A 20,717-nucleotide genomic window follows, 5' to 3' on the forward strand; every position below is an offset into this window, starting at 1 on the left:
ACAGGGGTCAGGCCTTGCTGGCCAGGGTCTCCTTGACCGCCCGGATGGACTCCTTGAGCGAGCCCATGGTGGCCAGCACCGCGGTCGGTTCGTACCCGCAGTGCGCCATGCAGTTCTCGCACCGCGGGTCCTTGCCGCGGCCGTACTTGGCCCAGTCGGTCTTCTCGATCAGCTCGCGGTAGGTCGGCACGTAGCCGTCCGACATCAGGTAGCAGGGGCGCTGCCAGCCGAACAGCGAGTAGTTGGGAATGCCCCAGGCGGTGCACTCGAAGTCCACCTTGCCCTCCAGGAAGTCCAGGAAGAGCGGGCTGTGGTTGAGGCGCCAGCGGCGCCGGTTGCCACCGGCGAAGGTCTTCCGGAACAGCTCCCTGGTCTGCTCGACGCCGAGGAAGTGCTCCTGGTCGGGGGCCTTCTCGTAGGCGAACGCCGGAGAGATCATCATCTCGTCGACGTGCAGCTCGTCGTTGAGGTAGTCGAGCACCTCGATGATGGTCTGCGGGGTGTCGGTGTTGAAGAAGGTCGAGTTGGTGGTGACCCGGAAGCCCCGCCGCTTGGCCTCCTTGATCGCCTCCACCGCCTCGTCGAAGGTCCCCTCCTTGGCCACCGAGGCGTCGTGCCGCTCGCGCAGGCCGTCGATGTGCACGGTGAAGGTGAAGTACGGCGAGGGGGTGAACTTGTCCAGCTTCTTCCGCATCAGCAGGGCGTTGGTGCAGAGGAAGACGTACTTGCGGCGGGCCACCAGCTGGCGCACGATCTCGTCGATCTGCGGGTGCATCAGCGGCTCGCCGCCGGCGATCGACACCATCGGGGCGCCGGACTCCAGCACCGCGCCGACCGCCTGGGCGACCGGCATCCGCTGCTTGAGCACCCCGGCGGGGTGCTGGATCTTCCCGCAGCCCTCGCAGGCGAGGTTGCAGGCGAACAGCGGCTCCAGCTCCACGATCAGCGGGAACTTGTCCCGCCGCTTCAACTTCTGCTGCATGAGGTAGGTGCTGACCCGCACGGTCTGGCGCAGCGGCATTGCCATGACTAGCTCGCCTCCTGAGGGAGCGTCGAGGACTGTGGTGCATGGATCGGGTCGGTGGCGCTCTGCCGGTGCCAGGCGGTGAGCGCCGGGACGACGGACCGCAGGGTGTGCCAGGCGTGCAACCCGGCCGGCAGGGTGCCGGGGCGGAGCAGCTCGCGGCTGGGGGTGTCGACCACCACCCGCAGGACGGCGGCGGGCAGGCCGGGCCGCAGCTCGGCCCGGGCCGCCAGTACGGCGGCCGCCTCCATGTCGACGGCCCGGGCGCCGGTGGCGTACAGGGCCCGGCGCTCCGGGCCCCGGACCACCCGGTCGGCGGTGTGGTGCAGCCCGACGTGGGTGGTCAGCCCCTGCGCGGCGAGCGCGGCGGCCATCGCCTTGGCGGAATCCAGCGGCCACTCGTCACCCTCGCCGTTGCGGACCGCGTCGGCCACGATGACGTCACCGGGCTCGACGCCGGGGCCGACCGCCGCGCCGAAACCGGCCACCACCAGCGCACCGTACCCGTCCCGGGCGAGCAGGTTCCCGAGGCAGCGCCGGGCCCGGACCCGGCCGACCCCCGTACGGACCAGCACGGCCGGGCCGTCCCAGTCGCCGCCGCGCAGGGCCCAGACCTCGGGCCCGAGCGCGCAGACCACCAGCAGCGGGGCACCGGGTGGTGGGGCACCGTTCACTTGCGTCCTCCCGTCAGCGGGCTGCCGTGCAGGTAGCGGCCGAGTGCGGTGACCGGGAAGACCAGCCGGTAGAGGTGGTAGTTGATGGAGAAGTCCCACGGGAAGCCCGTCCCGGTGAACTGCGGCTCGTCCCAGCTGCCGCCGGGCAGCTGGGTGCGGCAGAGCCACTGGACGCCGCGCTCGACGGCCTCGCTGCGCGCGCCGTCCGGGCCCTCGCCGGCCGCCAGCAGGGCCATCAGCGCCCAGGCGGTCTGCGAGGCGGTGGAGTCGCCCCGGCCGGACCACTGCTCCGGGTCCTCGTAGGAGCGCATGTCCTCGCCCCAGCCGCCGTCCTGGTTCTGCCGGTCCTCCAGCCAGCTGACGGCCCGTCGGATCGCCGGGTGGCCGGTCGGCAACCCGGCCGAGACCAGGGCGGGGAGCACCGAGCCGGTGCCGTAGATGTAGTTGGTGCCCCAGCGGCCGAACCAGGAGCCGTCCGCCTCCTGGTTCCGCAGCAGCCAGTCGACGCCCCGCACCGTCCGCCGGTCGTCCGCCCGGCCGGTCTCGGCCAGCATCTCGACCACGTGCGCGGTGACGTCCGCCGAGGGCGGGTCGACCACCTCGCCGAAGTCGCAGAACGGCAGCTTGTTCGGCAGCGTGCTGGTGTTGTCGACATCGAAGGCGCCCCAGGCGCCGTTCTTGGACTGCATGCCGAGGTTCCACTCCACCCCGCGCTCCACCGCGCCCGCGACCCTGGCCCGGTCCGGGTGGTCGACCCGCTGGAGCGCGAGCACCACCTCGGCGGTGTCGTCGATGTCGGGGTAGTTGTCGTTCTCGAACTCGAACGCCCAGCCGCCGGGCGCCAGCCGGGGCCGCTGCACCGACCAGTCGCCGGGCCTGGTGATCTCCTCGGCCAGCATCCAGTCCACCGCCGAGACCAGCGCGGGGTGGTCGGCGGGCAGGCCCGCGTCGCGCAGCGCGATGGTGGCCAGGCAGGTGTCCCAGACCGGGGACTGGCAGGCCTCCAGCCAGCGGGCACCGTCCTCGGTGTGCACGGTGAAGCGCTCGAAGGCGGCCAGGCCGGACCGCATCACCGGGTGGTCGAGCTCGTAGCCGAGCAGGTGCAGGGCGATCAGCGAGTAGACCGCGGGCGGCTGGATGCCGCCCCAGCAGCCGTCCGCCTCCTGGCGTTCGACGATCCACCGCCCGGCCTGGGCCAGCGCCACCCGGCGCAGTGGCTTGACGGCGTGCCGGTGGTAGGCGTGCAGGGCCAGGTCGAGCCGCTCGAAGATGCCGTCCCAGCCGTTCAGCGGCGGGAGCGGCCGGAGCGGGTACGGGTCCGCCGGGTCGGTGTGCAGCTCGTCCAGGTCGAACGGCGCCGGCCGGACCGGGCGGTGGGCCGAGACCACGGTGAGCGGGACGATGGTCTGCCGGGCCCAGCAGCCGAAGGCGTAGATGTTCAGCGGCACCCAGCGGGGCAGGAAGATGATCTCGGGCGGCATCTCCGGCAGCCGCTCCCAGGGCCACCAGCCGAACAGCGCCAGCCAGATCCGGGTGAACACCCGGCTGGCCGCGATGCCGCCGGCGGCCCGGACGTGGGCGGCGGCGGCCAGCATGTGCGGCGCGCCCGGGTCGTCGCCCGCGAGCTTGAGCGCGACGTACGCCTCGACCGTGGTGGAGAGCTCGGCGGGGCCGCCGTAGAAGGTGGACCAGGTGCCGTCCTCGCGCTGCTGGGAGCGGATCCAGGCCGCGGTGGCCGCGGTGTGCTCGGCCGTCCTGATCCCGAGGAACTGACGCAGTAACAGGTCCTCGGCGTCCATGGTGACGTTGGTCTCCAGGTCGCCCTTCCACCAGCCCTCAGGGCTCTGGCGTGACAACAGCTCGGCGGTGGCCCGGGCCAGGGCCTCCGTCGGAGTGGGATCGTCTGACGGTACTACCGCAGTCGCTCCGTCGGGTTCCCACCGTCTCGACCCGAGCGGCACCGCTGCCGCCTGGGCCACCGTCACCTGACGGCCGTTCAGCCGTTCTGGTACCGGCGGGCGTTCACCCACCGCGGCCGGCTCGGGATCGTACTCAGGGTCGAGCCGGCCGTCCGCGGTTGCTGTCACCTCAACGTCACCTCTCTCGTACCACCACGAATTCCGCGAGTGCGACGAAGCGCTGGCGCACCTCGTCGGCCATCGGCACCTCGTCCAGGGCGGCGAGGGCGGTCCGGTGCTGCCGGCGGGCCTCGTCCTGGGTCCAGGAACGCCCTCCGGCCTGCTCGATCAGCGCGGCGCGGGCGGCGAGCTGCTGCTCGCTCTCCTCGCCCCGGCCGGCCGGGTCGGCGAGCTGCTCGGCCAGCGCCCGGGAGGCGGCGCCGCCCTCGGCCAGCGCGGCGGCCACCGGCAGCGACTTCTTGCGCTGGCGCAGGTCGCCCCAGTGCGGCTTGCCGGTCACCTCGGTGGCGCCCCAGATGCCGAGCAGGTCGTCCACCGCCTGGAAGGCCAGGCCGAGGTGGTTGCCGTAGCGCTGCAGCGCGTCCGAGACCCGGTCGTCGGCACCGGCCAGCACCGCGCCGATCGCCGAGGCGGCGGCCAGCAGCGCACCGGTCTTGCCGGCCTCCATCGCCAGGCACTCCTCGACCGTCACCACGTCGCGGTGCTCGAACGAGAGGTCCTGCGCCTGACCGTCGATCAGCTTCCTGGTGGCGGTGGTGATCAGCCGCACCGCGCGGGCCGCGTCGGTGGCGGAGGCACCGCCGGTGACGGCGGCGTCCAGCAGCACCTCGGTGCCCAGGGTGGCCAGCGCGTCGCCGACCAGGATCGCCTGGGCCGGGCCGAAGACCGTCCAGGCCGTGGCCCGGTGCCGGCGCGTCTCGTCACCGTCCATCAGATCATCATGGAGGAGGGAGAAGTTGTGCACCAGCTCGACCGAGACCCCGCCCGGGACGCCCACCGAGGCGGGTGCCCCGACCGCCTCGGCCGACAGCAGCGCCAGCGCCGGCCGGACGGCCTTGCCGCTGTCACCCGCGACCGGCGTGCCGTCCCGGTCGATCCAGCCGAAGTGGTACGCGGCCACGGTGTCCATCGGCGCGGCCAGCGCGGCCACCGCAGCCCGCAGCGGCGGGGTGCAGAGCGTCCGGCCGCGGGCCAGCAGCTCCGGCACCGACAGCACGTCCGCCACCGGCGCGTCCTGGACGGAGGCGGCGGTTCCGGTGCGAGGCTCCACGTACGTTCCCTGGGGTGATGGGGCCGCGGCGTGCGGCCGGTCTGATCCGGTGTCGGTGCTGGCGGGGGCCGAGGTCATCGGGGCCACCTTCCGTCGCCGCGGTCCACCGGGCGGCGGCCGGCCGTGAGCGCCGCGTCGGCGGCCGCGTGGCCGCTGCGCACGGCGCCCTCCATGGTCGCGGGCCAACCGGTGGCCGTCCAGGAGCCGGCCAGCAGCAGGCCGGGCACCTTCGTCCGGGCGGTGGGGCGGAGCGGGGCGGTGCCGGGGGCGGGCGCGAAGGTCGCGGTGCGCTCCCGGGTGACGAAGAAGTCCAGCACCTCGGCGCCCTTCGCGGCGGGCAGCAGGCGCTCCAGCTCGGGCAGGTAACGCGCCCTCAGCTCGGCCACCGGCAGCTCGATCTCGTCCTCCACGGCGGACTGCGACAGCGCCAGGTACTGCGCGCCCGGCACCGCCAGGCCGGAGTGCGAGGTGCGGTCGAAGACCCACTGCACCGGCGAGCCGAGCGCGGCGAAGAAGGGCTGCCGGAGCAGCTTGCGGTCGTAGACCACGTGCACGTTCAGGATCGGGGCGTGGCCCAGCTCGGCCAGCCGCTCCGGCCGGTCCAGCGCCCCGGCCGGGAGCAGCGCGGCGGCGGCCTCCTGGGCCCCCGCCAGCACCACGGTGTCGGCGGTGAGCAGCTCGCCGCCGTCCAGCCGGACGGCGTGCTGCTCGGCCTGCTTCAGCTCCACCGCGCGGGAGCGCAGCAGCACCCGCACCCCGGCCCGCTCCAGCTCGGCGCGGGCCGCGTCGTGGTGGATCGCGCCGAGCGGGACGTTGGCCATCCCGATGTCGGAGGCGCCCGGGTCGGAGAGCAGGCCGGTCTTGAAGACCATCGCGGCCAGCGCCAGCGAGGTCTGGTCGGCGGTCGCGTTCAGGGTGGCCACCCCGACCAGGTCCCACATCGCGGCCAGGGTGGCCGCGTTCTGGCCCTGCCGGCGCAGCCAGTCGCCGAACGAGATCGCGTCCAGCGCCGGGTCGGCCAGGTCGAGCGCCTTCAGCGCGAGTGCGGCCCGCACCACCCGCAGCCGGTCGACCGGGGAGAGGTGCGGGTACGTCGCCAGGCTGCCGGCCAGGTGCAGCGGGACCGGCAGCCCCGCCCGGCGCAGCCGGCCCAGAGTGCGCCGGCCGTCGGCCGAGACCCCGAGCACCGGGACGTCGAGCCGGGGCTGAAGATCCACCAGACGGCCCGCGCCCAGCCGGTCGATCAGGCCCCGGTAGGCGGTGCAGCAGCGCAGGAAGACGTGCTGGCCGTTGTCGACCGTCAGCTCACCGCGCCGGAACGAGAACGCCAGCCCGCCGAGCCGGGGCCGGGACTCCACCAGGGTGACCCGGTGGTCCGCCTCGGCCAGCCGCAGCGCGGCGGTGATCCCGGCCAGGCCGCCGCCCACCACCACGGCGGTGGGCCTGGCCCGGTCCGGGTCGTGCCGTGCCGTCATCTGCCCCTCCCCCTGTCGTGGTTCCCGGCGGCGCACGCCGAACCGGCACGAGGTGATGCCGTGCTGACACAGCGTGACATAATCGCCGAGAGAATCAAGAACGCCCTCCGGCGAGCCCGGAGAGAGCCACGTACGCCTTCTCCCAGCCCGGCAGCGACACCCGGCCGCGCAGCACCGACTCCGGCTCGGCCGCGATCCGGCCGAGCAGGCGGTGGTAGATCCCGGCCATCGCGGCGGTGCAGGCCCGGCTGCGGCGGTCGAGCAGCGGCAGCAGCCGCAGGCCGTCCGCGAACGCCTCCTGGGCCCGCTCGGCCTCGAAGGCGATCAGCCCGGTGAAGTCGGCCCCGACCGGCGGGCGGTCCAGGGCGAACCCCTGTTCGCAGCCGAATCGCACCAGGTCCTCGGTCGGCAGGTAGACCCGCCCGTTCAGGGCGTCCTCGCGCAGGTCGCGGAGGATGTTGGTGAGCTGGAGGGCCAGGCCGAGGGTGTCCGCGTACTCGGCGCCGAGCTTCGGGTTCTCGCTGCCGTAGATCCCGAGCGAGAGCCGGCCGATCGATCCGGCCACGCAGCGGCAGTAGACCTTGAGGTCCTCGAAGGTCTGGTACTCGACGCCCTTGAGGTCCATCTCGACGCCGTCGATCAGCTCGTCGAAGCCGCCCAGATCGAGCGGGAAGCGCCGGGCGGTGTCCGCCAGCGCGACCTTGATCGGGTCGGTGTCCTCCTCACTGACCGTGCCGAGCCGGACCTCGTCCAGCAGCTCCCGGGTCTGCCGCAGCAGCTCGGTCTTGCGCTCGGCCGAGAGCTCGCCGTCGCCGATGTCGTCCACGCGGCGGGCCAGGGCGTAGAGCGCCGACATGCCGAGCCGCTTGGGCTCGGGCAGCAGCCGGATGCCGTAGCTGAAGTTCCGGGCCTGCAGGGCGGTGACCGCCTCGCAGTACCGGTAGGCCGCCATGACCGGGGCCGGGGCCAGTGGTGATGCCGCCACGCGGGCGTTCACCTTCCCTTCGCGAAGATTGCCGCCGCCTTCAGCGCGAGGCGGCGCTTGTCCGGCTTCGCCTGCACGGCGAGCACGTCGTACCCGGCGGCCTCGACGGCCGACAGGGCGGCGTACCCGCCCGCGGTGAATCCCGCGAGCAGCAGACGGAGCCTCCCCCGAACCGTACCCACCAGCGGAGCACCGCGGTCGAGCAGGGTGCGCGCCCGGTCCACCTCGAAGGCGACCAGCTCACGGACGTTCGGGTCGGCGCTCGGCGCGGCCAGGTCGGCCTCGGTGACGCCGAACCGCTCCAGGTCCTCCTGGGGCAGGTAGATCCGGCCCCGGCCCAGGTCCTCGGCCACGTCCTGGAGGTGCTCGACCACCTGGAGGCCGCTGCAGACCGCGTCCGAGAGGGTGATCCGTTCGGGGGTGCCGTAGCCGGCCACGGCCAGCACCAGCCGGCCGACCGGGTCGGCGGAGAGGGTGCAGTAGTCGATCAGGTCGCCGTAGGTGGCGTAGCGGGTGGTGGTCTGGTCCACCCGGTTGGCCTCGATCAGACGGCGGAACGGCTCCGGGGTGACCGGGTGGCGGTCGATCAGCGGGACCAGCGCCCGCATCAGCGGGTGCCGGGGGCTCTCCGCCGCCGGGTCCAGCGCGGCGCCGAAGGCCCGGTCGAGGTCCTGCTCCAGCCCGTCCAGCAGGGCGAGCCTGAACCCCTGGTCGGCCGGCGCCCCCGCGACGCCGAGCAGCCCGGCCACCCGCTCGGGCTCGGCCAGGTCCCCGTCCCCGGCGTCGTCCACCAGCCGGGCGAACCCGTAGATCGCCATCAGGTCGGCCCGCCAGGCCGCGGGCAGGAAGCCGGGCGCGACCGGGAAGTTCTCCAGGTCCGCCTTGCCGAGCGTGCCGCCGCCGTCGGTCGGACCGTCCGCTTGCCTTGAAGCCACCACTGCCGTCACTCCCCCGTTCTACACCGCCCTCGGGCACCCGGCCCACCGGACACGCAACCGGCACGGCCGAGGGGCCGGTTCCGGGTCGCTCCCGGTACCGGCCCCCGCCGTCGGTCCCACCACGCTCAGTGGTTGGACTTCTCGTACTCCCTCATCACGTCGTCGGTCGAGCCGTCCATGACCAGCTCGCCCCGCTCGATCCAGATGGTGCGCTCGCAGGTGTCCCGGATCGAGTTGTTGTTGTGGCTCACCAGGAAGACCGTGCCGGCCTCCTTGCGGAGCTCGCGGATCCGGTCCTCGGAGCGGCGCTGGAACTTCTGGTCGCCGGTGGCCAGTGCCTCGTCGATCAGCAGCACGTCGTGGGTCTTGGCCGCCGCGATCGAGAACCGCAGCCGGGCCGCCATGCCCGAGGAGTACGCGCGCATCGGCAGGGAGATGAAGTCGCCCTTGTCGTTGATGCCCGAGAAGTCCACGATGTCCTGGTACCGGGCCTTCACCTCGGCCGGGGACATGCCCATCGCGAGGCAGCCCAGGATGACGTTGCGGTCACCGGTCAGGTCGTTCATCAGCGCGGCGTTCACGCCCAGCAGCGAGGGCTGGCCGTTGGTGTAGATGGCGCCCTTCTCGGTCGGCAGCAGGCCGGCGATGGCCGCCAGCATGGTCGACTTGCCGGAGCCGTTCGAGCCGATCAGGCCGACCGCCTCGCCCCGGTACGAGGTGAAGCTGATCCCCCGGACGGCGTGCACCTCGCGGATCGCGGGCGAGCGCTTGCGGGAGATGATCCGGCTCAGCGCCGAGGTGGCGCTGCCCTTGCCCGAACCGGCCCCGTGCACCTTGTAGACGATGTGCACGTCGTCCACGACCACGGTGGGGACGCGGGCGTCCTGGGCGTTCGTCATGGCGGCCTCTCGGATCTCGGTGGTAGCGGTGTCAGCCACGGCCGTACTCCTCCTCTGCCTTCCAGAAGAAGATGAAGCCGGCCACCCCGGCGAAGACCGCCCAGGCGGTGGCGATGATCCAGATGTGGTCCGGCAGCGCGTTCTTGTTGTACTCGTTCGGCATCAGCGCGTAGCGGATCAGGTCCATGAAGACCGAGGCCGGGTTCATCCGGAACAGCACCTGGAAGAACGGCGGGAACGAGTCGACCGCGCCCTTGACGCTGTACATCACGCCGGAGGTGTACATCCAGGTGCGCAGCAGGAACGGCATCAGCTGGGCCATGTCACTGGTCTTGGCCCCGATCCGGGCCATCACCAGCGCCAGGCCGGTGTTGAAGGCGCTCTGCAGCAGCAGCGCCGGGACGACCAGCATCCAGGTCATCGTCGGCGGCTGGAAGAACAGCACGATGCCGACCAGCACGACCATCGAGATCAGCAGCTGCTGGAGCTGGATGATGGTGAACGCGATCGGGAGCGCGGCCCGGGGGAAGTGCAGCGCCCGGATCAGCCCGAGGTTGTCGGAGATCGCCCGGGTGCCGGAGAGCACCGCGCTCTGGCTGAACTGGAAGACGAAGACGCCGATGCAGAGCCAACCGATGTAGTCGGTGATCCCGTCCCGGTTCTTCATCATCACGCCGAAGACCAGGTAGAACACCGCGCAGTTGAGCAGCGGGGTGAGCACCTGCCACACCTGGCCGAGCTTGGCCGTGGTGTACTGCGCGACCAGTCTGGCGGTGGCGAACGCGACGATGAAATGGCGCCGGGCCCACAGCTCCTTGACGTACTTCACGAAACCGGGCCGCTTGCCGCTCACCGCAAGGCCGTACTTGGCCGCGAGCTGCTTCGGGGTCAGACCCGCGTCAACACCGCTTGGCGCGGAGAAATTGACCGAGTCACTCACTGTCGACACATTCGTCCTTCACGGGATCGGATGACCAGGCTTCCGCCGAGGGGGGAGTCGGTGGAGGTCCGGGCTGATCCACCGGGATCACGGGTGGATGTTCCGGTCCGATGGCGCGGGGGGCCATCGGAATGTTCTGCGATCAGATGATTGGTGGTCGGCCCATCCTGGTCAACCGCCATACCGTAAGCCATCGCATCGGCTTTCGCGGACCACACTGTTCGCGCCAGCCGGCCCGGAAGCCGCCCATCCAGGCCTTGAACGCATCGCCGGACGGGCGACGGGCCAGGGTGAGCAGGAACCAGACTCCCAGGTAGAGAGGCACCAGAGGGGCCGGAAGGTTCCGTCGTGCCAGCCACACCCGGTTCCGGGCCACGTTGTGGAAGTACGTGGCGTGCCGGGCGGGGGAGGTGGTCGGGTGGAACAGCACCACGTCGGCGCGGTAGTCGATGGTCCAGCCGGCGTCCAGCGCGCGCCAGGCGAGGTCGGTCTCCTCGTGCGCGTAGAAGAACTCGCCGGGCAGCTGTCCGGCCTGGGCGAACACCTTGCTCCGGACGGCGCTGGCGCCGCCGAGGAAGGTGGTCACCCGGGAGGAGCGCAGCGGGTCGCTGGCCCGCAGCCGGGGGACGTGCCGGCGGGCCGTCACCCCGGTCTCCGGGTCGGCGATCCGGAACGAGACGATGCCGAGCCCCGGGTCCGCCTCGAACGCCTGCCGGAGCAGCTCGGCCGAGTCGGTGTTCGGCAGCAGGCCGTCGTCGTCCAGGAAGAGCACCGCGTCGACGTCGCAGCCGTCCTTGCCGAACAGCTCGATGCCGACGTTGCGCCCGCCCGGGATGCCGAGGTTCTCCGGCAGCTCGACGCTGCGGACGCCGGCCGGCAGCGACGGCAGCGGGGCGCCGTTGCCGACCACGGCCAGCTCGACGGCCGGGCCCCGCTGGTTGCGGACCGACTCGATCAGCGCGTTCAGCTCGTCCGGACGGTTGCCCATCGTGATGATGACGGCACCGAGCCGGAAGCCGTCGCTCATCGCAGCCTGCTGGAGAGCACGATGCTGAGCAGGTGCAGCACGGTCTGCAGCATCGCGATCGCGGCCAGCACGACCACCGCGAGCCGGGTGAAGAAGAGGTCGCCCGCCACCGCGTCGGCGATGCCGGCGGCCAGGATCAGCAGGGAGGCCTCGACCGCACCGACCAGGCGGTGGAACTTCAGGAAGGCGGCGGCCTTGCGGGCCTTCGCCACCCCGGCGGAGCGCGGCACGGCGGCGGCGTCCTCGACCGCGGTCAGGCCGCTGCGGGCCCGGGCCACGTCGACCAGGTCGGTCTCCGACTTGATCAGGATGGCGCCGAGCGCGGCGAGGGTGCCGAGGAAGGCCCACTCCCAGTGCGAGGCGCTGCCCTGGTGGTGGAACAGGTCGGTGGCCCGCAGCCCGAGGCCGGTCAGCAGCGCCGCCTCGGACATGTAGTGGCCGACCCGGTCCAGGTAGACCCCGGTCAGCGAGGTCTGCCGGCGCCAGCGCGCCACCTCGCCGTCGACGCAGTCGAGCAGCAGGTAGATCTGGATCAGGACCGCGCCGAGGACCGCACCGGCGATGCCGGGGACCACCAGCGCGGCTCCGGCCAGGATGCCGGTGAACATCATCAGGTAGGTCAGGCCGTTGGGCGTGATCGCCGTGACGGTGGAGAGCACCCGGGTGATCCGCAGCGAGATCTTCCGCATGTAGAGGCGCCCGGCCCAGTGCTCCGCGCTACGGCGCTGGAGCATGCCCTCGGGGTGGATCACGGCGCGCAGCTCCTCGATGGAGGGGCGGCGGGTCAGATCGACCGCGGGGCGGTCAGCTGTTGACGGCTTGGACATAGTCGGCGTACGAGTCCCTGATGTCAGAGGGGGAGAGATCCAGGTGTTCCAGGATGGTGAAGCGTCCCGGACGGGTGTTCGGAGCGTAGTGCACCGCCTCGGTGAACTCCGCCTCGGTGAAGCCGATCTGAGCGGCGGTCACCGGCAGCCCGTGGAACCGGAGTCGGTCCACGATCTGGCCGGAGAGCACACGTTCGCCCCGCAGGAAGCTGGCGTAGGCCGCGCCGAGGCCGACCTGTTCGCCATGCTGGGCCGATCGCTTGGGGAAGAGCACGTCCAGGGCGTGCGAGATCTCGTGACAGGCACCCGAGGAAGGGCGGGTGCTGCCAGCGATGTTCATCGCGATGCCGGACAGTACCAGGGCCTCGGCGAGCGTGGTGAGGAGGTCCCGATCTTGCAGCGAACCCGGGTGCCGGAGCAGGTTCTCCCCGGCCGAACGGGCCATCGCGACGGCCAGTCCGTCCACCGGTTCGCCGGTGACGGCGTGCGAGAGCTCCCAGTCCGCGCAGGCGGACAGATTGGAGACCACGTCGCCGATGCCGGCCGCCACGAAGCGCGGCGGTGCCTGCCTGATCACGTCCAGGTCGACCACGATGCCGATCGGGCTGGGCACCCCGTAGGAGCCCCGCCCGGCGTCGTTGTCGAGGATCGAGACCGGCGAGCAGATGCCGTCGTGGGCCAGGTTGGTGGCCACCGCGACCAGCGGCAGGCCGACCCGGGCGGCGGCGTACTTCCCGACGTCGATGATCTTGCCGCCGCCGAGCGCGACCATGGCGTCGTAGTGCCCGGCCCGCATCTGCTCGGCCAGCAGCACCGCGCTGTCCAGGGTGCCGTCGCCCACCTCGTACCAGTCGGCACTCGGCAGGGCCGGCTCCAGCCGCGCGCGCAGCCTGGCGCCGGAGCCGGTGCTGATCGCCACCGCGATCCGCCCGGCGGCGGACAGCCGTTGGTCGGCCAGGATGCCGGCCAGCGAGTCCAGCGCGCCCGGGCGGATCTCGACGAAGACCGGCGACGGGACCAGCCGGGTCAGTACAGGCACGCGATCTCCCGCGCCTTGGCCAGGTCCGCGTGATTGTCGACCTCGACCCAGGAGACGTCGCCGATCGGCTGCACGTCGATCCGCAGGCCGCGGTTCACCATCTCCTGGTAGCCGTCCTCGTAGTAGAGCTGCGGGTCGCGCTCGAAGGTGGCCTGCAGGGCGCTGCTCAGGTCGGCGGCGGCCGAGGGATTGATCACGGTGACGCCGATGTACTCGCCGGTGGCCTCTTCGGGCTCCATCAGCTTGGTGATCCGGCGCACCCCGGTGACCGGGTCGACGATCACCTTCATCTCCTCGTCGGCGAGCTTCTTCACCGTGTCCAGCGCGAGCAGGATGCCGGGGGCGTGGCCCTCGGTGATCAGCCGGTCGTTGCCGTCCAGCATGGTGCGCTGCACCGAGACGGGGTGCACGGTGTCGCCGTTGGCGAGCAGCAGGCCCTCGCCGAACAGGTCCCGGGCGCACCAGAGGGAGTAGGCGTTGTTCCACTCCTCGGCCTTGTCGTTCTCGACCAGGGTGAGCTTGACGCCGTACTTCTGCTCCAGGGCGTCCTTGCGGTCGTACACCGCCTCCTTGCGATAGCCCACCACGATGGCGGCCTCCCGCAGGCCGACCTCGGCGAAGTTGCCGAGGGTGAGGTCCAGGACGGTCCGCTCCCCGTCGACCGGTACCAGTGCCTTCGGCAGGGTGTCGGTGTACGGGCGCAGCCGGCGGCCGGCGCCGGCTGCCAGAACGAGGCCGATCATGCGGTGTCTCCTGACTCGTCGTGTTCTGCTGAGGCGTCACCGGGGACCCGGACGCGGACGCCCCCGGCGCCCCCGACCACGACCACGACCAGGGCGGACGCAACCACCGGGGCCACCCGCGCACCCTGGACGGCAGCATCGCCCGTACCAGCCAGCCGGCCGGTGCCCCGGTGCCGCCGCGCAGGCGGGGCACCGTGTCGTAGTGATGGTAGGCGACCGCGGCGACCAGCCCGAAAGCGGCGGGGTCCGCCTTCGTCCGCAGCTCACGCCGGGGCGGGCGGGCGGGGTGGGTGGCCGGGGTGCCGTGAGTGTCGGGCGGGGTGCTGTGAGTGTGGGGGTCGGGGCCGACCCGCCGGATCGCGGGCGGTGGCGCTCAGAAGGCGCCACGACCGGACCTCGAACGATCACGCGTCGAACACACTGTCTGATCATCCGGCCCTTCCAGGCCCTCGTGTGCGTCGCGCCCATTTGGGTAGCCAGCCATACGGCAGACTGGCTCACGGGCGCCCCGCGCGGCGCTCCGGTTGGGCCGGCCCAGCCCTCTCGCCCTCCCCTGGTCCCCGTTTCCGAAAGAGGCCCCATGCCCGAGACCCGACCGACCGGTCAGACCCTGCTCGCCGAGGACGGCGGCGTCGCCGCGGCCCCCGCCGCCCCCGCCGCCCCCGGGGCGGCCGAGGAGATTCTGCTGGAGCTCGTCGACGACGCGGGCGTGACCATCGGCACCGCCGAGAAGCACTGGGCCCACCAGCAGCCGGGCCGGCTGCACCGGGCGTTCTCGGTCTTCCTGTTCGACCGTCAGGGGCGGATGCTGCTGCAGCGCCGCGCGCTCAGCAAGTACCACTCCCCCGGCGTCTGGTCCAACACCTGCTGCGGCCACCCCTACCCGGGCGAGCAGCCCTTCGCCGCCGCCGCCCGCCGGACCGCCGAGGAGCTCGGCGTCGCCCCGGCGCTGCTCTGCGAGGCGGGCACGGTCCGCTACGACCTGCCCGACGAGGCCAGCGGCCTGATCGAGCGCGAGTGGAACCACCTCTTCGTCGGCCTGGTCACCGCCGACCTCGCGCCGAACCCGGACGAGGTCGACGACACCCGCTTCGTCACCGCGGAGGAGCTCAAGGCCCTGGAGGCGGAGAAGCCCACCTCGGTCTGGTTCCGGACCGTCTTCGAGGCTGCCCTGCCCGGCATCCGGGAGATCGCCGGCCGGGACTGGTAGCCCTGCTGCTGCCACGGCAGCGCCCGAGGGTCAGCGTTCTGCTGGCGCCGCTGGCGCCCGGGGGTCAGCGCCGGGGGAGCCAGTCGCTCCCGGCGCTCCCCTCCACGCGCTGCCGGGGCAGCGGCAGCGGGAGGGACGCCCAGATCACCTTGCCGCCCTCGCCGGTGCGCTCCACGTCGCACACCCCGCCGGCCTGCAGCGTCACGCTCTTCACCAGCAGCAGCCCCCGCCCGCCGAGCTGGCCGAGGTCGCTCTCCAGCGCCTTCGGCCGGTACGGGTGGCCGTCCTCGACCGAGACCCGGACCCAGCCCTCGTCGATGACCAGTTCGGTGGTCAGGTGCGGGGAGAGCACCGCGGCGTGCGTGACCGCGTTGCTGACCAGCTCGGAGACGATCAGCAGCAGGTCGTCGATCAGCTCCTGGTAGTCCTGTCCGGCCATCCCCTGTGCCAGCAGCCGGTCCCTGACCGCGTGCCGGGTCTGCGGGACGGAGGCCTCGTGCGCCACCGCCGAGAACCGCCAGATCCCCGCGACCGGGCCCACCGGGATCGCCGGGCCTGCCGGGCTCGCTGCCGGAGCCGGTACGGGGCCCGCTCCGGGGCCTCCGGCCGGCCCGACCGGCAGCCGTCTCGTCATCGACTCGGCCGGTCCTCTGGTCTGCTCCACGTCAAACCGCCCTTCGCACTGGTCCACCGAGGCTAGGAGAACGACAGTCAGCAGCGGGTCAGCGACTGCAACTTGGCGCGGCGTGGCGTGTCCCGACCGCCTTGCGACCGAGTCTGAACACTTCGATGCATCTTGAGGCCGGTGGCCGACGGAACATTCACGGCGCCGACGGCTTCTCCACATCTACCGGAGGCGCCGGCTCCACGTCCGCCTGTTCCTGCTGCTGTTCCTTCTGCTCCTCCCGCTGCCCCCGCTCCTCCTCGTCGACCTTCCTCGCCTCACCCACCATCCCGATCACCCGCCGCGCCCCGACCCCGATGCTGATCAGCCCCAGCCCGTCGAAGAGCAGTGCCAGTGAGAAGAACAACCCCAACGTGTACAGCGAGTCGCTGGGCCACTGCGCCAGCACCAGGATGCCGATGATCAGATCGAGCACCCCCAGCAGCAGCGTCCACCCGAACTGCGGCCCCCGTACCGCCAGGCCACCCACCAGCCGGAACGCCCCCGCACTCAGGAACAGCAGCGCCGCGAACAGCGTCAGCCCCTCCGCCGCGGCCCCCGGCCGGCAGATCATCACCACCCCCGCCGCAATGTTCAGCGCCCCGACCGCCGCCCCCAGCCAGAAGTAGTTCGCCCGCCGCGCCAGCACCGCGTGCACCAGCCCCGCCACCCCGCCGATCAGCAGCAGCCACCCGAACAGCAACACCCCCGTCAGCGTCGCGAACGCCGTGTACAGCAGCCCGAACACCGCCGCCCCCACCAGCACTACCCCCAGCACCACCAGCACCCCGAATCCCCGTACCAGCCCCCGCTCCGCGCCGGCCCCGCCCTGCGTTCCGTCCCGTGCTCCACCGTGCTTCACCGCAGCCTCCGATCACCGACCTGCCCGTTCTGTGATCATCTGTCCCCCTCCCCCGCCCCGCACCCCCACAGCCGCCTCCCAGGCGGAAGAAACGCAGGTGAGAAGCACTCCCACGGCCTGGTAGTGTTCTCTCTGTCGCCAAGGGGAACAGCAAGAAAAGCCCCGAGGCACACACCCTGTCCGGGTGGCGGAATGGCAGACGCGCTAGCTTGAGGTGCTAGTGCCCTTTATCGGGCGTGGGGGTTCAAGTCCCCCCTCGGACACCAGCTAAGACCCCACTTCACGTGGGGTTTTTTGCTTTCCCGGCTGTGGCGTGACCAACCACGTGACCAACAGCCGAGTGATTCCCTTGTCAGGCCAGGGAAGACAGCCCCATCCGCCGGGCACTGCCGGCGGCCAACTTCACGGCTCGGCCATACTGCGGTGGCCGTACTTCGTCATCGTGCAGCCGGGTGAGTGGTGCCGTGCGTTCGCCGACACCTCCACTGGGTTCTCTGCCGCTTCGAGATCGTTGCTGATCCGGCTGTACCGCAGATCGTGGAGACGGAAGCCCTCCGGCAGGCCGAGCCTGACGCACACGGTCCGCCAACGGACCGAGGCCTTCGTGGTGCCGACGGCAGTCGTGGCAGGCCACTGTGGCTGCCAAACCGAGGAATCGGATGGGTTCGAGGCCGTGCTGGTGGGCGAGGAACTGGACCAGGACTGCGGTGCGGGCGCCGTGCAGGACACCGTGGATAGAGGCGGCCGTCTCCATGCGGGCGAACCAGGAGACTTCGGGCACCAGGAGCCTCGGGCGGTGTGGCAGGGTGGCCCCGACACCCGACCCGGCGGGCCGGGCGATCCAGGCCAGCGTCGGCCGGTCCATGACCTGGTGGGCCGGGAGGCGGCCCGCACGTGCAGATGGCGAAGCTCGGCCGGCCGCCGGTCTTCTGACAACCGACCGGGCTGCCGGGTCAGGTCCGGATGGTGTACACGGCGTCGATGACGCGCTGCATATCCGCACTGGTCATCGCCTGGTAGCACGGCAGGGACAGCTGCCGGGCCGATCGCACTGGACGCCTCGGGGGCATGGCTCTCGACGCCACCGGGACTCGCCCGTTATCGGATCGGGCACCAGTGAACTGCACATCCGGGACCTTCAGGCCGAGCAGTACGTTGCGCACCTCACGGTTCACGCCGGCTGGGCGCTCACGGTCGCGTTCGCCGACGACCCTGATCACCTGGTCTCGGCGGCAGCCGACGGTAAGGCCCGGAGCTGGTCACTCGACCGGCAGTGCCAGGCCGCAGAGGTCCGGGTGGACGCAACCCTGCACTGCGCAGCGGCCAACACTGCGACCGGACACGTCCTGGTCGGCAGCCCGGCCGGCCCGGCGTCGCTGCAGCTGTCGGTCTCGTAGGCTCAGCAGGCGCAGCCACTGACGCCACGTCAGCCCACCCATGGCGAGAGAGACGAGTTCCTACGTGCCGACCGCACCGGTGATCCGCGCAGACGTCCCTGGATCCTTCGCCTGGGGCGTGTTCCACGAACGTCATCCCAAGCTCGTCCAGCAGGTCCTCGACGCACGCCCGTACGGCCGTGGAGCGCGTGTCGCGGTCGAGCGTCTGCTCGAGGAGAGCACCGCCGGTGTGCTGCAACCACTGCCCGTCAGCGCCCACGACCACGCTCAGTGGCAGGAGTGGGGCCGCGATCTGTGGGGCCGGCCCTGGGGAGACGCACCCTTTCTCTGGGCTGAGAGTTACTTCTACCGCCGTCTGCTCGACGCCACTGGATACTTCGGGCCCGGAGTGTGGCGGGGGATCGACCCGTTCGCACCGTTCAAGGACGCCGAGCTGGCGGGGGCAGCGGTGGACGACGAACTCACCGCCCTGGGCAAGCTCGACGACCTGCCGCAGCATCAGCGGGCGCAGGCACTGCTGTCATCCGCACTGTGGGGGAACCGAGCGGACCTCAGCTTCCAGCTCACCGCGCGTCCGACAGCCAGTCCTCCTCCGACCTGCTTGCTGACGACAGTGCCTCGCTCTGGGCAGCGCTGGAGCGCGCCGGGGGCGGGCGGATCTGCGTCATCGCGGACAACGCCGGCCGAGAACTGCTGCCGGATCTGGTCCTGATCGACCACCTCCTGGACAGCGGGCCGGCAAGCCAGGTTGTCCTGTACGTGAAGCCCCAGCCCTACTACGTCTCCGACGCCACCATGACCGACGTCCTGGCCACGCTCGAGCGGCTGCGCGCAGCACCCTCCGCCCACGGCCACGCGATCGGCCGACGTCTCCACCACGCCATGGCCAGCGGCGCATTCGTCGTCCGCACGCACCCGTTCTTCTCCGCACCACTGCCGTTCCACGACATCCCCGCCGACCTACGGGCCGAACTCAGCGGCGCAACGATGACGATCCTCAAGGGCGACCTCAACTACCGCCGCCTGGTCGGCGACCAACTCTGGCCACCGACCACTCCGTTCACGGCCACCACCGACCACTTCCCCACCTCCGTCACCGCCCTACGAACACTCAAGTCGGACGTGGTCACCGGGATCGACGTCACCACGGTGGCCCGACTCGACGGCACGGAGCCGGCCTGGCGCACCAGCGGACGTCACGCCGTCATCCAAGTCCGCCTCTGACCACTGCACAATCGCGCAACGTTGGCCTACCCGACGAAGCTCGGGGCCGCTCGGTTCTCCCATCGTCAGCCGTTCCTGGCTGCCCCGGACCGGCTCCGGGGCAACGCACCCTCGCCTGTCAGCTTCAGCATCAAACAGAGCAGCAACAAGAACGACCTGCAGCCTCGCCGTGATCAGTAGGCCGGCGAAGAGAGCCCCCGCCGCTGCGGAATGAGCTGGGCTGATCCTGCGGCGCTCCCTATGATCAACGCATCGGGAGTGCGCACTCCCGAAGGATGCTGGGCTGTGGCAGAGCGGCCCATTGCGCCCCCGTCATGCAGAGGAACCCTTCATGGCGGGGTTGGACGCCAGAGAGGGTCCATCTCTCCTAGTCGTCCCGCGGGTTCGAATCCCGCCGGTCCAGCATCCGACCCGGTTGGTCAGTCAGGTACGAGGCTTGGCACGTGGGTCCGCCGACACCTCCACCGGGTTCTCTCCCGCTTTCGGATCGTTGCTGCTCCGGCCGTGCCTCAGGTCGTGAATGCGGCGGCGCTGTCGGGACCGATACCCGCCACCGGCAGGGTGAGGACCTCAGCTGGCCCGGGCACTCTTCCGGCCCAGCACCGCAGGTTCATGCGGCCCATTGGGACCACAGGCCCGGCCGGCGGAGCGGCTCCGGATCAGGGTGACGCTCCGGCAAGCTGTGAAACAGTCGCGATTCCTCCGCCACCGCGTAACGGTTGGCCTCAAGGTCTTCCTAAAGGATTGTCAGACCCGCTAGACGTAGGAGCACATCACGTAGAGACGAGCGGGACGATGACTAACCAACCACCCGGCAACGGGAACCCGTCAGAGCAGGACCCCTACGGCAAGCAGCCCCCGCCACAGCAGCCCGGCTACGGCTACCCTCCCCAGTCCGGCTACCCGCAGGGCGGCGGTCAGATCCCGCCGTGGCTCGGCGCGACCAACCCGCCCGGCTCACCCGCGGCGCCCGGCACCCGCGTCCTGGCCAATCCCGGCGACCGTTTCCTGGCTCGCCTGATCGACTTCGGCATCCTGCTGATCCCGCTGATCCTGGTTCAGTTCGCCATCGGGTCCGCGATCCTCAGCGGTGTCATCGGCGCCGTGGTCGTCTTCGGCTACGAGGCGGCCATGATGCTCACCCAGGATCAGCAGTCCATCGGCAAGAAGGTCATGAAGCTGCGGGTGGTCTCGGCCGCACACGGCGGCCGTCCCGGCGACAACGAGCTCTGGACCCGCAGTGCGGTCTACGGCCTGCCGCAGGCGGTCTACTGCATCGGCTCCCTGTTCTCCCTGGTGAACGTGCTGTCGCTGCTCTGGGACAAGCCGCTGCAGCAGTGCTTCCACGACAAGGCCGCCAAGACCGTGGTGGTCAAGGAGTCCTGAGCGCTGGCGGGTTGAGGCCCGCCGGACGCCGAAGCCCGGTCGCCCGACTCCCTGTCGACAGCGACCGGGCTTCGGCGTTCCGGCAGCGACCACACAGGTGCATGATGATCGACCGGGCTACCAGTCGGACCGAGCACCCACCGGGGCTCGCCGGCCTTCGTCCAGCAGACAAGTGCTCCCCCGATCGGGGGAGGACGCCGCTGAGCTGCCCGAC

19 protein-coding genes, 2 tRNA genes and 1 pseudogene are annotated in these 20,717 nt (G+C 71.5%); 6 read left to right on the forward strand and 16 right to left on the reverse strand.

The features are described 5' to 3' along the window. Window positions 1–7 precede the first annotated feature (7 nt). The 14 genes and pseudogenes from hpnH to ABT118_RS28220 all read right to left on the reverse strand — a co-directional run. Window positions 8–1,027 (reverse strand): adenosyl-hopene transferase HpnH, encoded by a 1,020-nt coding sequence (gene hpnH / locus ABT118_RS28155; protein ID WP_350674912.1) that lies wholly within the window; start codon window positions 1,025–1,027, stop codon window positions 8–10. 2 nt (window positions 1,028–1,029) lie between these two features. Then, entirely contained in the window at window positions 1,030–1,698 is a 669-nt protein-coding gene (locus tag ABT118_RS28160; RefSeq protein WP_350674915.1) for a phosphorylase family protein, read from the reverse strand. Continuing rightward, window positions 1,695–3,785: a squalene--hopene cyclase gene (shc, locus tag ABT118_RS28165; protein ID WP_502884702.1), complete on the reverse strand. Its 2,091-nt coding sequence runs from the start codon at window positions 3,783–3,785 to the stop codon at window positions 1,695–1,697. The genes ABT118_RS28160 and shc overlap by 4 nt, the downstream gene beginning before the upstream one ends. 7 nt (window positions 3,786–3,792) lie before the next feature. Beyond that, window positions 3,793–4,887 (reverse strand): polyprenyl synthetase family protein, encoded by a 1,095-nt coding sequence (locus ABT118_RS28170; RefSeq protein ID WP_502884703.1) that lies wholly within the window; start codon window positions 4,885–4,887, stop codon window positions 3,793–3,795. Between the two features lie 74 nt (window positions 4,888–4,961). Beyond that, a complete protein-coding gene (gene hpnE, locus ABT118_RS28175; RefSeq protein ID WP_350674918.1) occupies window positions 4,962–6,362 on the reverse strand; it encodes a hydroxysqualene dehydroxylase HpnE in 1,401 nt (466 codons plus the stop codon). Between the two features lie 94 nt (window positions 6,363–6,456). Continuing rightward, the gene (gene hpnD / locus ABT118_RS28180; protein ID WP_350674978.1) at window positions 6,457–7,314 is read right to left on the reverse strand and encodes a presqualene diphosphate synthase HpnD; all 858 of its coding nucleotides are present in this window, start codon (window positions 7,312–7,314) and stop codon (window positions 6,457–6,459) included. A 41-nt stretch (window positions 7,315–7,355) separates the two neighbouring features. Continuing rightward, the gene (gene hpnC, locus ABT118_RS28185) at window positions 7,356–8,285 is read right to left on the reverse strand and encodes a squalene synthase HpnC (RefSeq protein ID WP_502884704.1); all 930 of its coding nucleotides are present in this window, start codon (window positions 8,283–8,285) and stop codon (window positions 7,356–7,358) included. Between the two features lie 125 nt (window positions 8,286–8,410). Beyond that, a complete protein-coding gene (locus ABT118_RS28190; RefSeq protein ID WP_350674980.1) occupies window positions 8,411–9,184 on the reverse strand; it encodes an ABC transporter ATP-binding protein in 774 nt (257 codons plus the stop codon). 31 nt (window positions 9,185–9,215) lie between these two features. Next, the gene (locus tag ABT118_RS28195; protein ID WP_350674922.1) at window positions 9,216–10,133 is read right to left on the reverse strand and encodes an ABC transporter permease; all 918 of its coding nucleotides are present in this window, start codon (window positions 10,131–10,133) and stop codon (window positions 9,216–9,218) included. Window positions 10,134–10,266: 133 nt separating this feature from the next. Then, complete coding sequence (locus ABT118_RS28200) at window positions 10,267–11,151, reverse strand: glycosyltransferase family 2 protein (protein ID WP_350674924.1); 885 nt, start codon at window positions 11,149–11,151, stop codon at window positions 10,267–10,269. Beyond that, window positions 11,148–11,885, reverse strand: a complete 738-nt coding sequence (locus ABT118_RS28205) for a CDP-alcohol phosphatidyltransferase family protein (RefSeq protein ID WP_350674982.1) — start codon at window positions 11,883–11,885, stop codon at window positions 11,148–11,150. Before ABT118_RS28205 ends, ABT118_RS28200 begins: the two co-directional genes overlap by 4 nt. Window positions 11,886–11,955: 70 nt before the next feature. Continuing rightward, entirely contained in the window at window positions 11,956–13,017 is a 1,062-nt protein-coding gene (locus ABT118_RS28210; protein ID WP_350674928.1) for an iron-containing alcohol dehydrogenase family protein, read from the reverse strand. After that, window positions 13,005–13,760: a phosphocholine cytidylyltransferase family protein gene (locus tag ABT118_RS28215; protein WP_350674930.1), complete on the reverse strand. Its 756-nt coding sequence runs from the start codon at window positions 13,758–13,760 to the stop codon at window positions 13,005–13,007. The genes ABT118_RS28210 and ABT118_RS28215 overlap by 13 nt, the downstream gene beginning before the upstream one ends. Before the next feature lie 148 nt (window positions 13,761–13,908). Beyond that, a pseudogene (locus ABT118_RS28220) lies at window positions 13,909–14,118 on the reverse strand (DUF5941 domain-containing protein); the annotation flags it as partial. A 222-nt stretch (window positions 14,119–14,340) separates the two neighbouring features. Between ABT118_RS28220 and idi the strand changes: the two are divergent. Next, a complete protein-coding gene (gene idi, locus ABT118_RS28225; RefSeq protein WP_350674932.1) occupies window positions 14,341–14,970 on the forward strand; it encodes an isopentenyl-diphosphate Delta-isomerase in 630 nt (209 codons plus the stop codon). A gap of 64 nt (window positions 14,971–15,034) precedes the next feature. Here idi and ABT118_RS28230 read toward each other — a convergent pair whose 3' ends face one another. Further along, complete coding sequence (locus ABT118_RS28230) at window positions 15,035–15,604, reverse strand: ATP-binding protein (protein WP_502884707.1); 570 nt, start codon at window positions 15,602–15,604, stop codon at window positions 15,035–15,037. 187 nt (window positions 15,605–15,791) lie between these two features. Next, the gene (locus ABT118_RS28235) at window positions 15,792–16,496 is read right to left on the reverse strand and encodes an HdeD family acid-resistance protein (RefSeq protein ID WP_502884705.1); all 705 of its coding nucleotides are present in this window, start codon (window positions 16,494–16,496) and stop codon (window positions 15,792–15,794) included. Between the two features lie 178 nt (window positions 16,497–16,674). Between ABT118_RS28235 and ABT118_RS28240 the strand changes: the two genes are divergently transcribed. The 5 genes from ABT118_RS28240 to ABT118_RS28260 all read left to right on the forward strand — a co-directional run bounded on the left by ABT118_RS28240 (window position 16,675) and on the right by ABT118_RS28260 (window position 20,503). Then, window positions 16,675–16,762: transfer RNA gene (locus tag ABT118_RS28240), tRNA-Leu, on the forward strand. 1,195 nt (window positions 16,763–17,957) lie between these two features. Beyond that, complete coding sequence (locus ABT118_RS28245; RefSeq protein ID WP_350674937.1) at window positions 17,958–18,605, forward strand: ARMT1-like domain-containing protein; 648 nt, start codon at window positions 17,958–17,960, stop codon at window positions 18,603–18,605. Further along, a complete protein-coding gene (locus tag ABT118_RS28250) occupies window positions 18,491–19,117 on the forward strand; it encodes a damage-control phosphatase ARMT1 family protein (RefSeq protein WP_350674986.1) in 627 nt (208 codons plus the stop codon). Before ABT118_RS28245 ends, ABT118_RS28250 begins: the two co-directional genes overlap by 115 nt. Window positions 19,118–19,396: 279 nt before the next feature. Continuing rightward, window positions 19,397–19,520, forward strand: a tRNA-OTHER gene (locus ABT118_RS28255). A 392-nt stretch (window positions 19,521–19,912) separates the two neighbouring features. After that, the gene (locus ABT118_RS28260) at window positions 19,913–20,503 is read left to right on the forward strand and encodes an RDD family protein (RefSeq protein ID WP_350674940.1); all 591 of its coding nucleotides are present in this window, start codon (window positions 19,913–19,915) and stop codon (window positions 20,501–20,503) included. The last annotated feature ends 214 nt before the right edge of the window (window positions 20,504–20,717 follow it).

It is taken from the genome of Kitasatospora sp. NPDC002040 (genome assembly GCF_040296785.1).
Lineage (GTDB): Bacteria > Actinomycetota > Actinomycetes > Streptomycetales > Streptomycetaceae > Kitasatospora.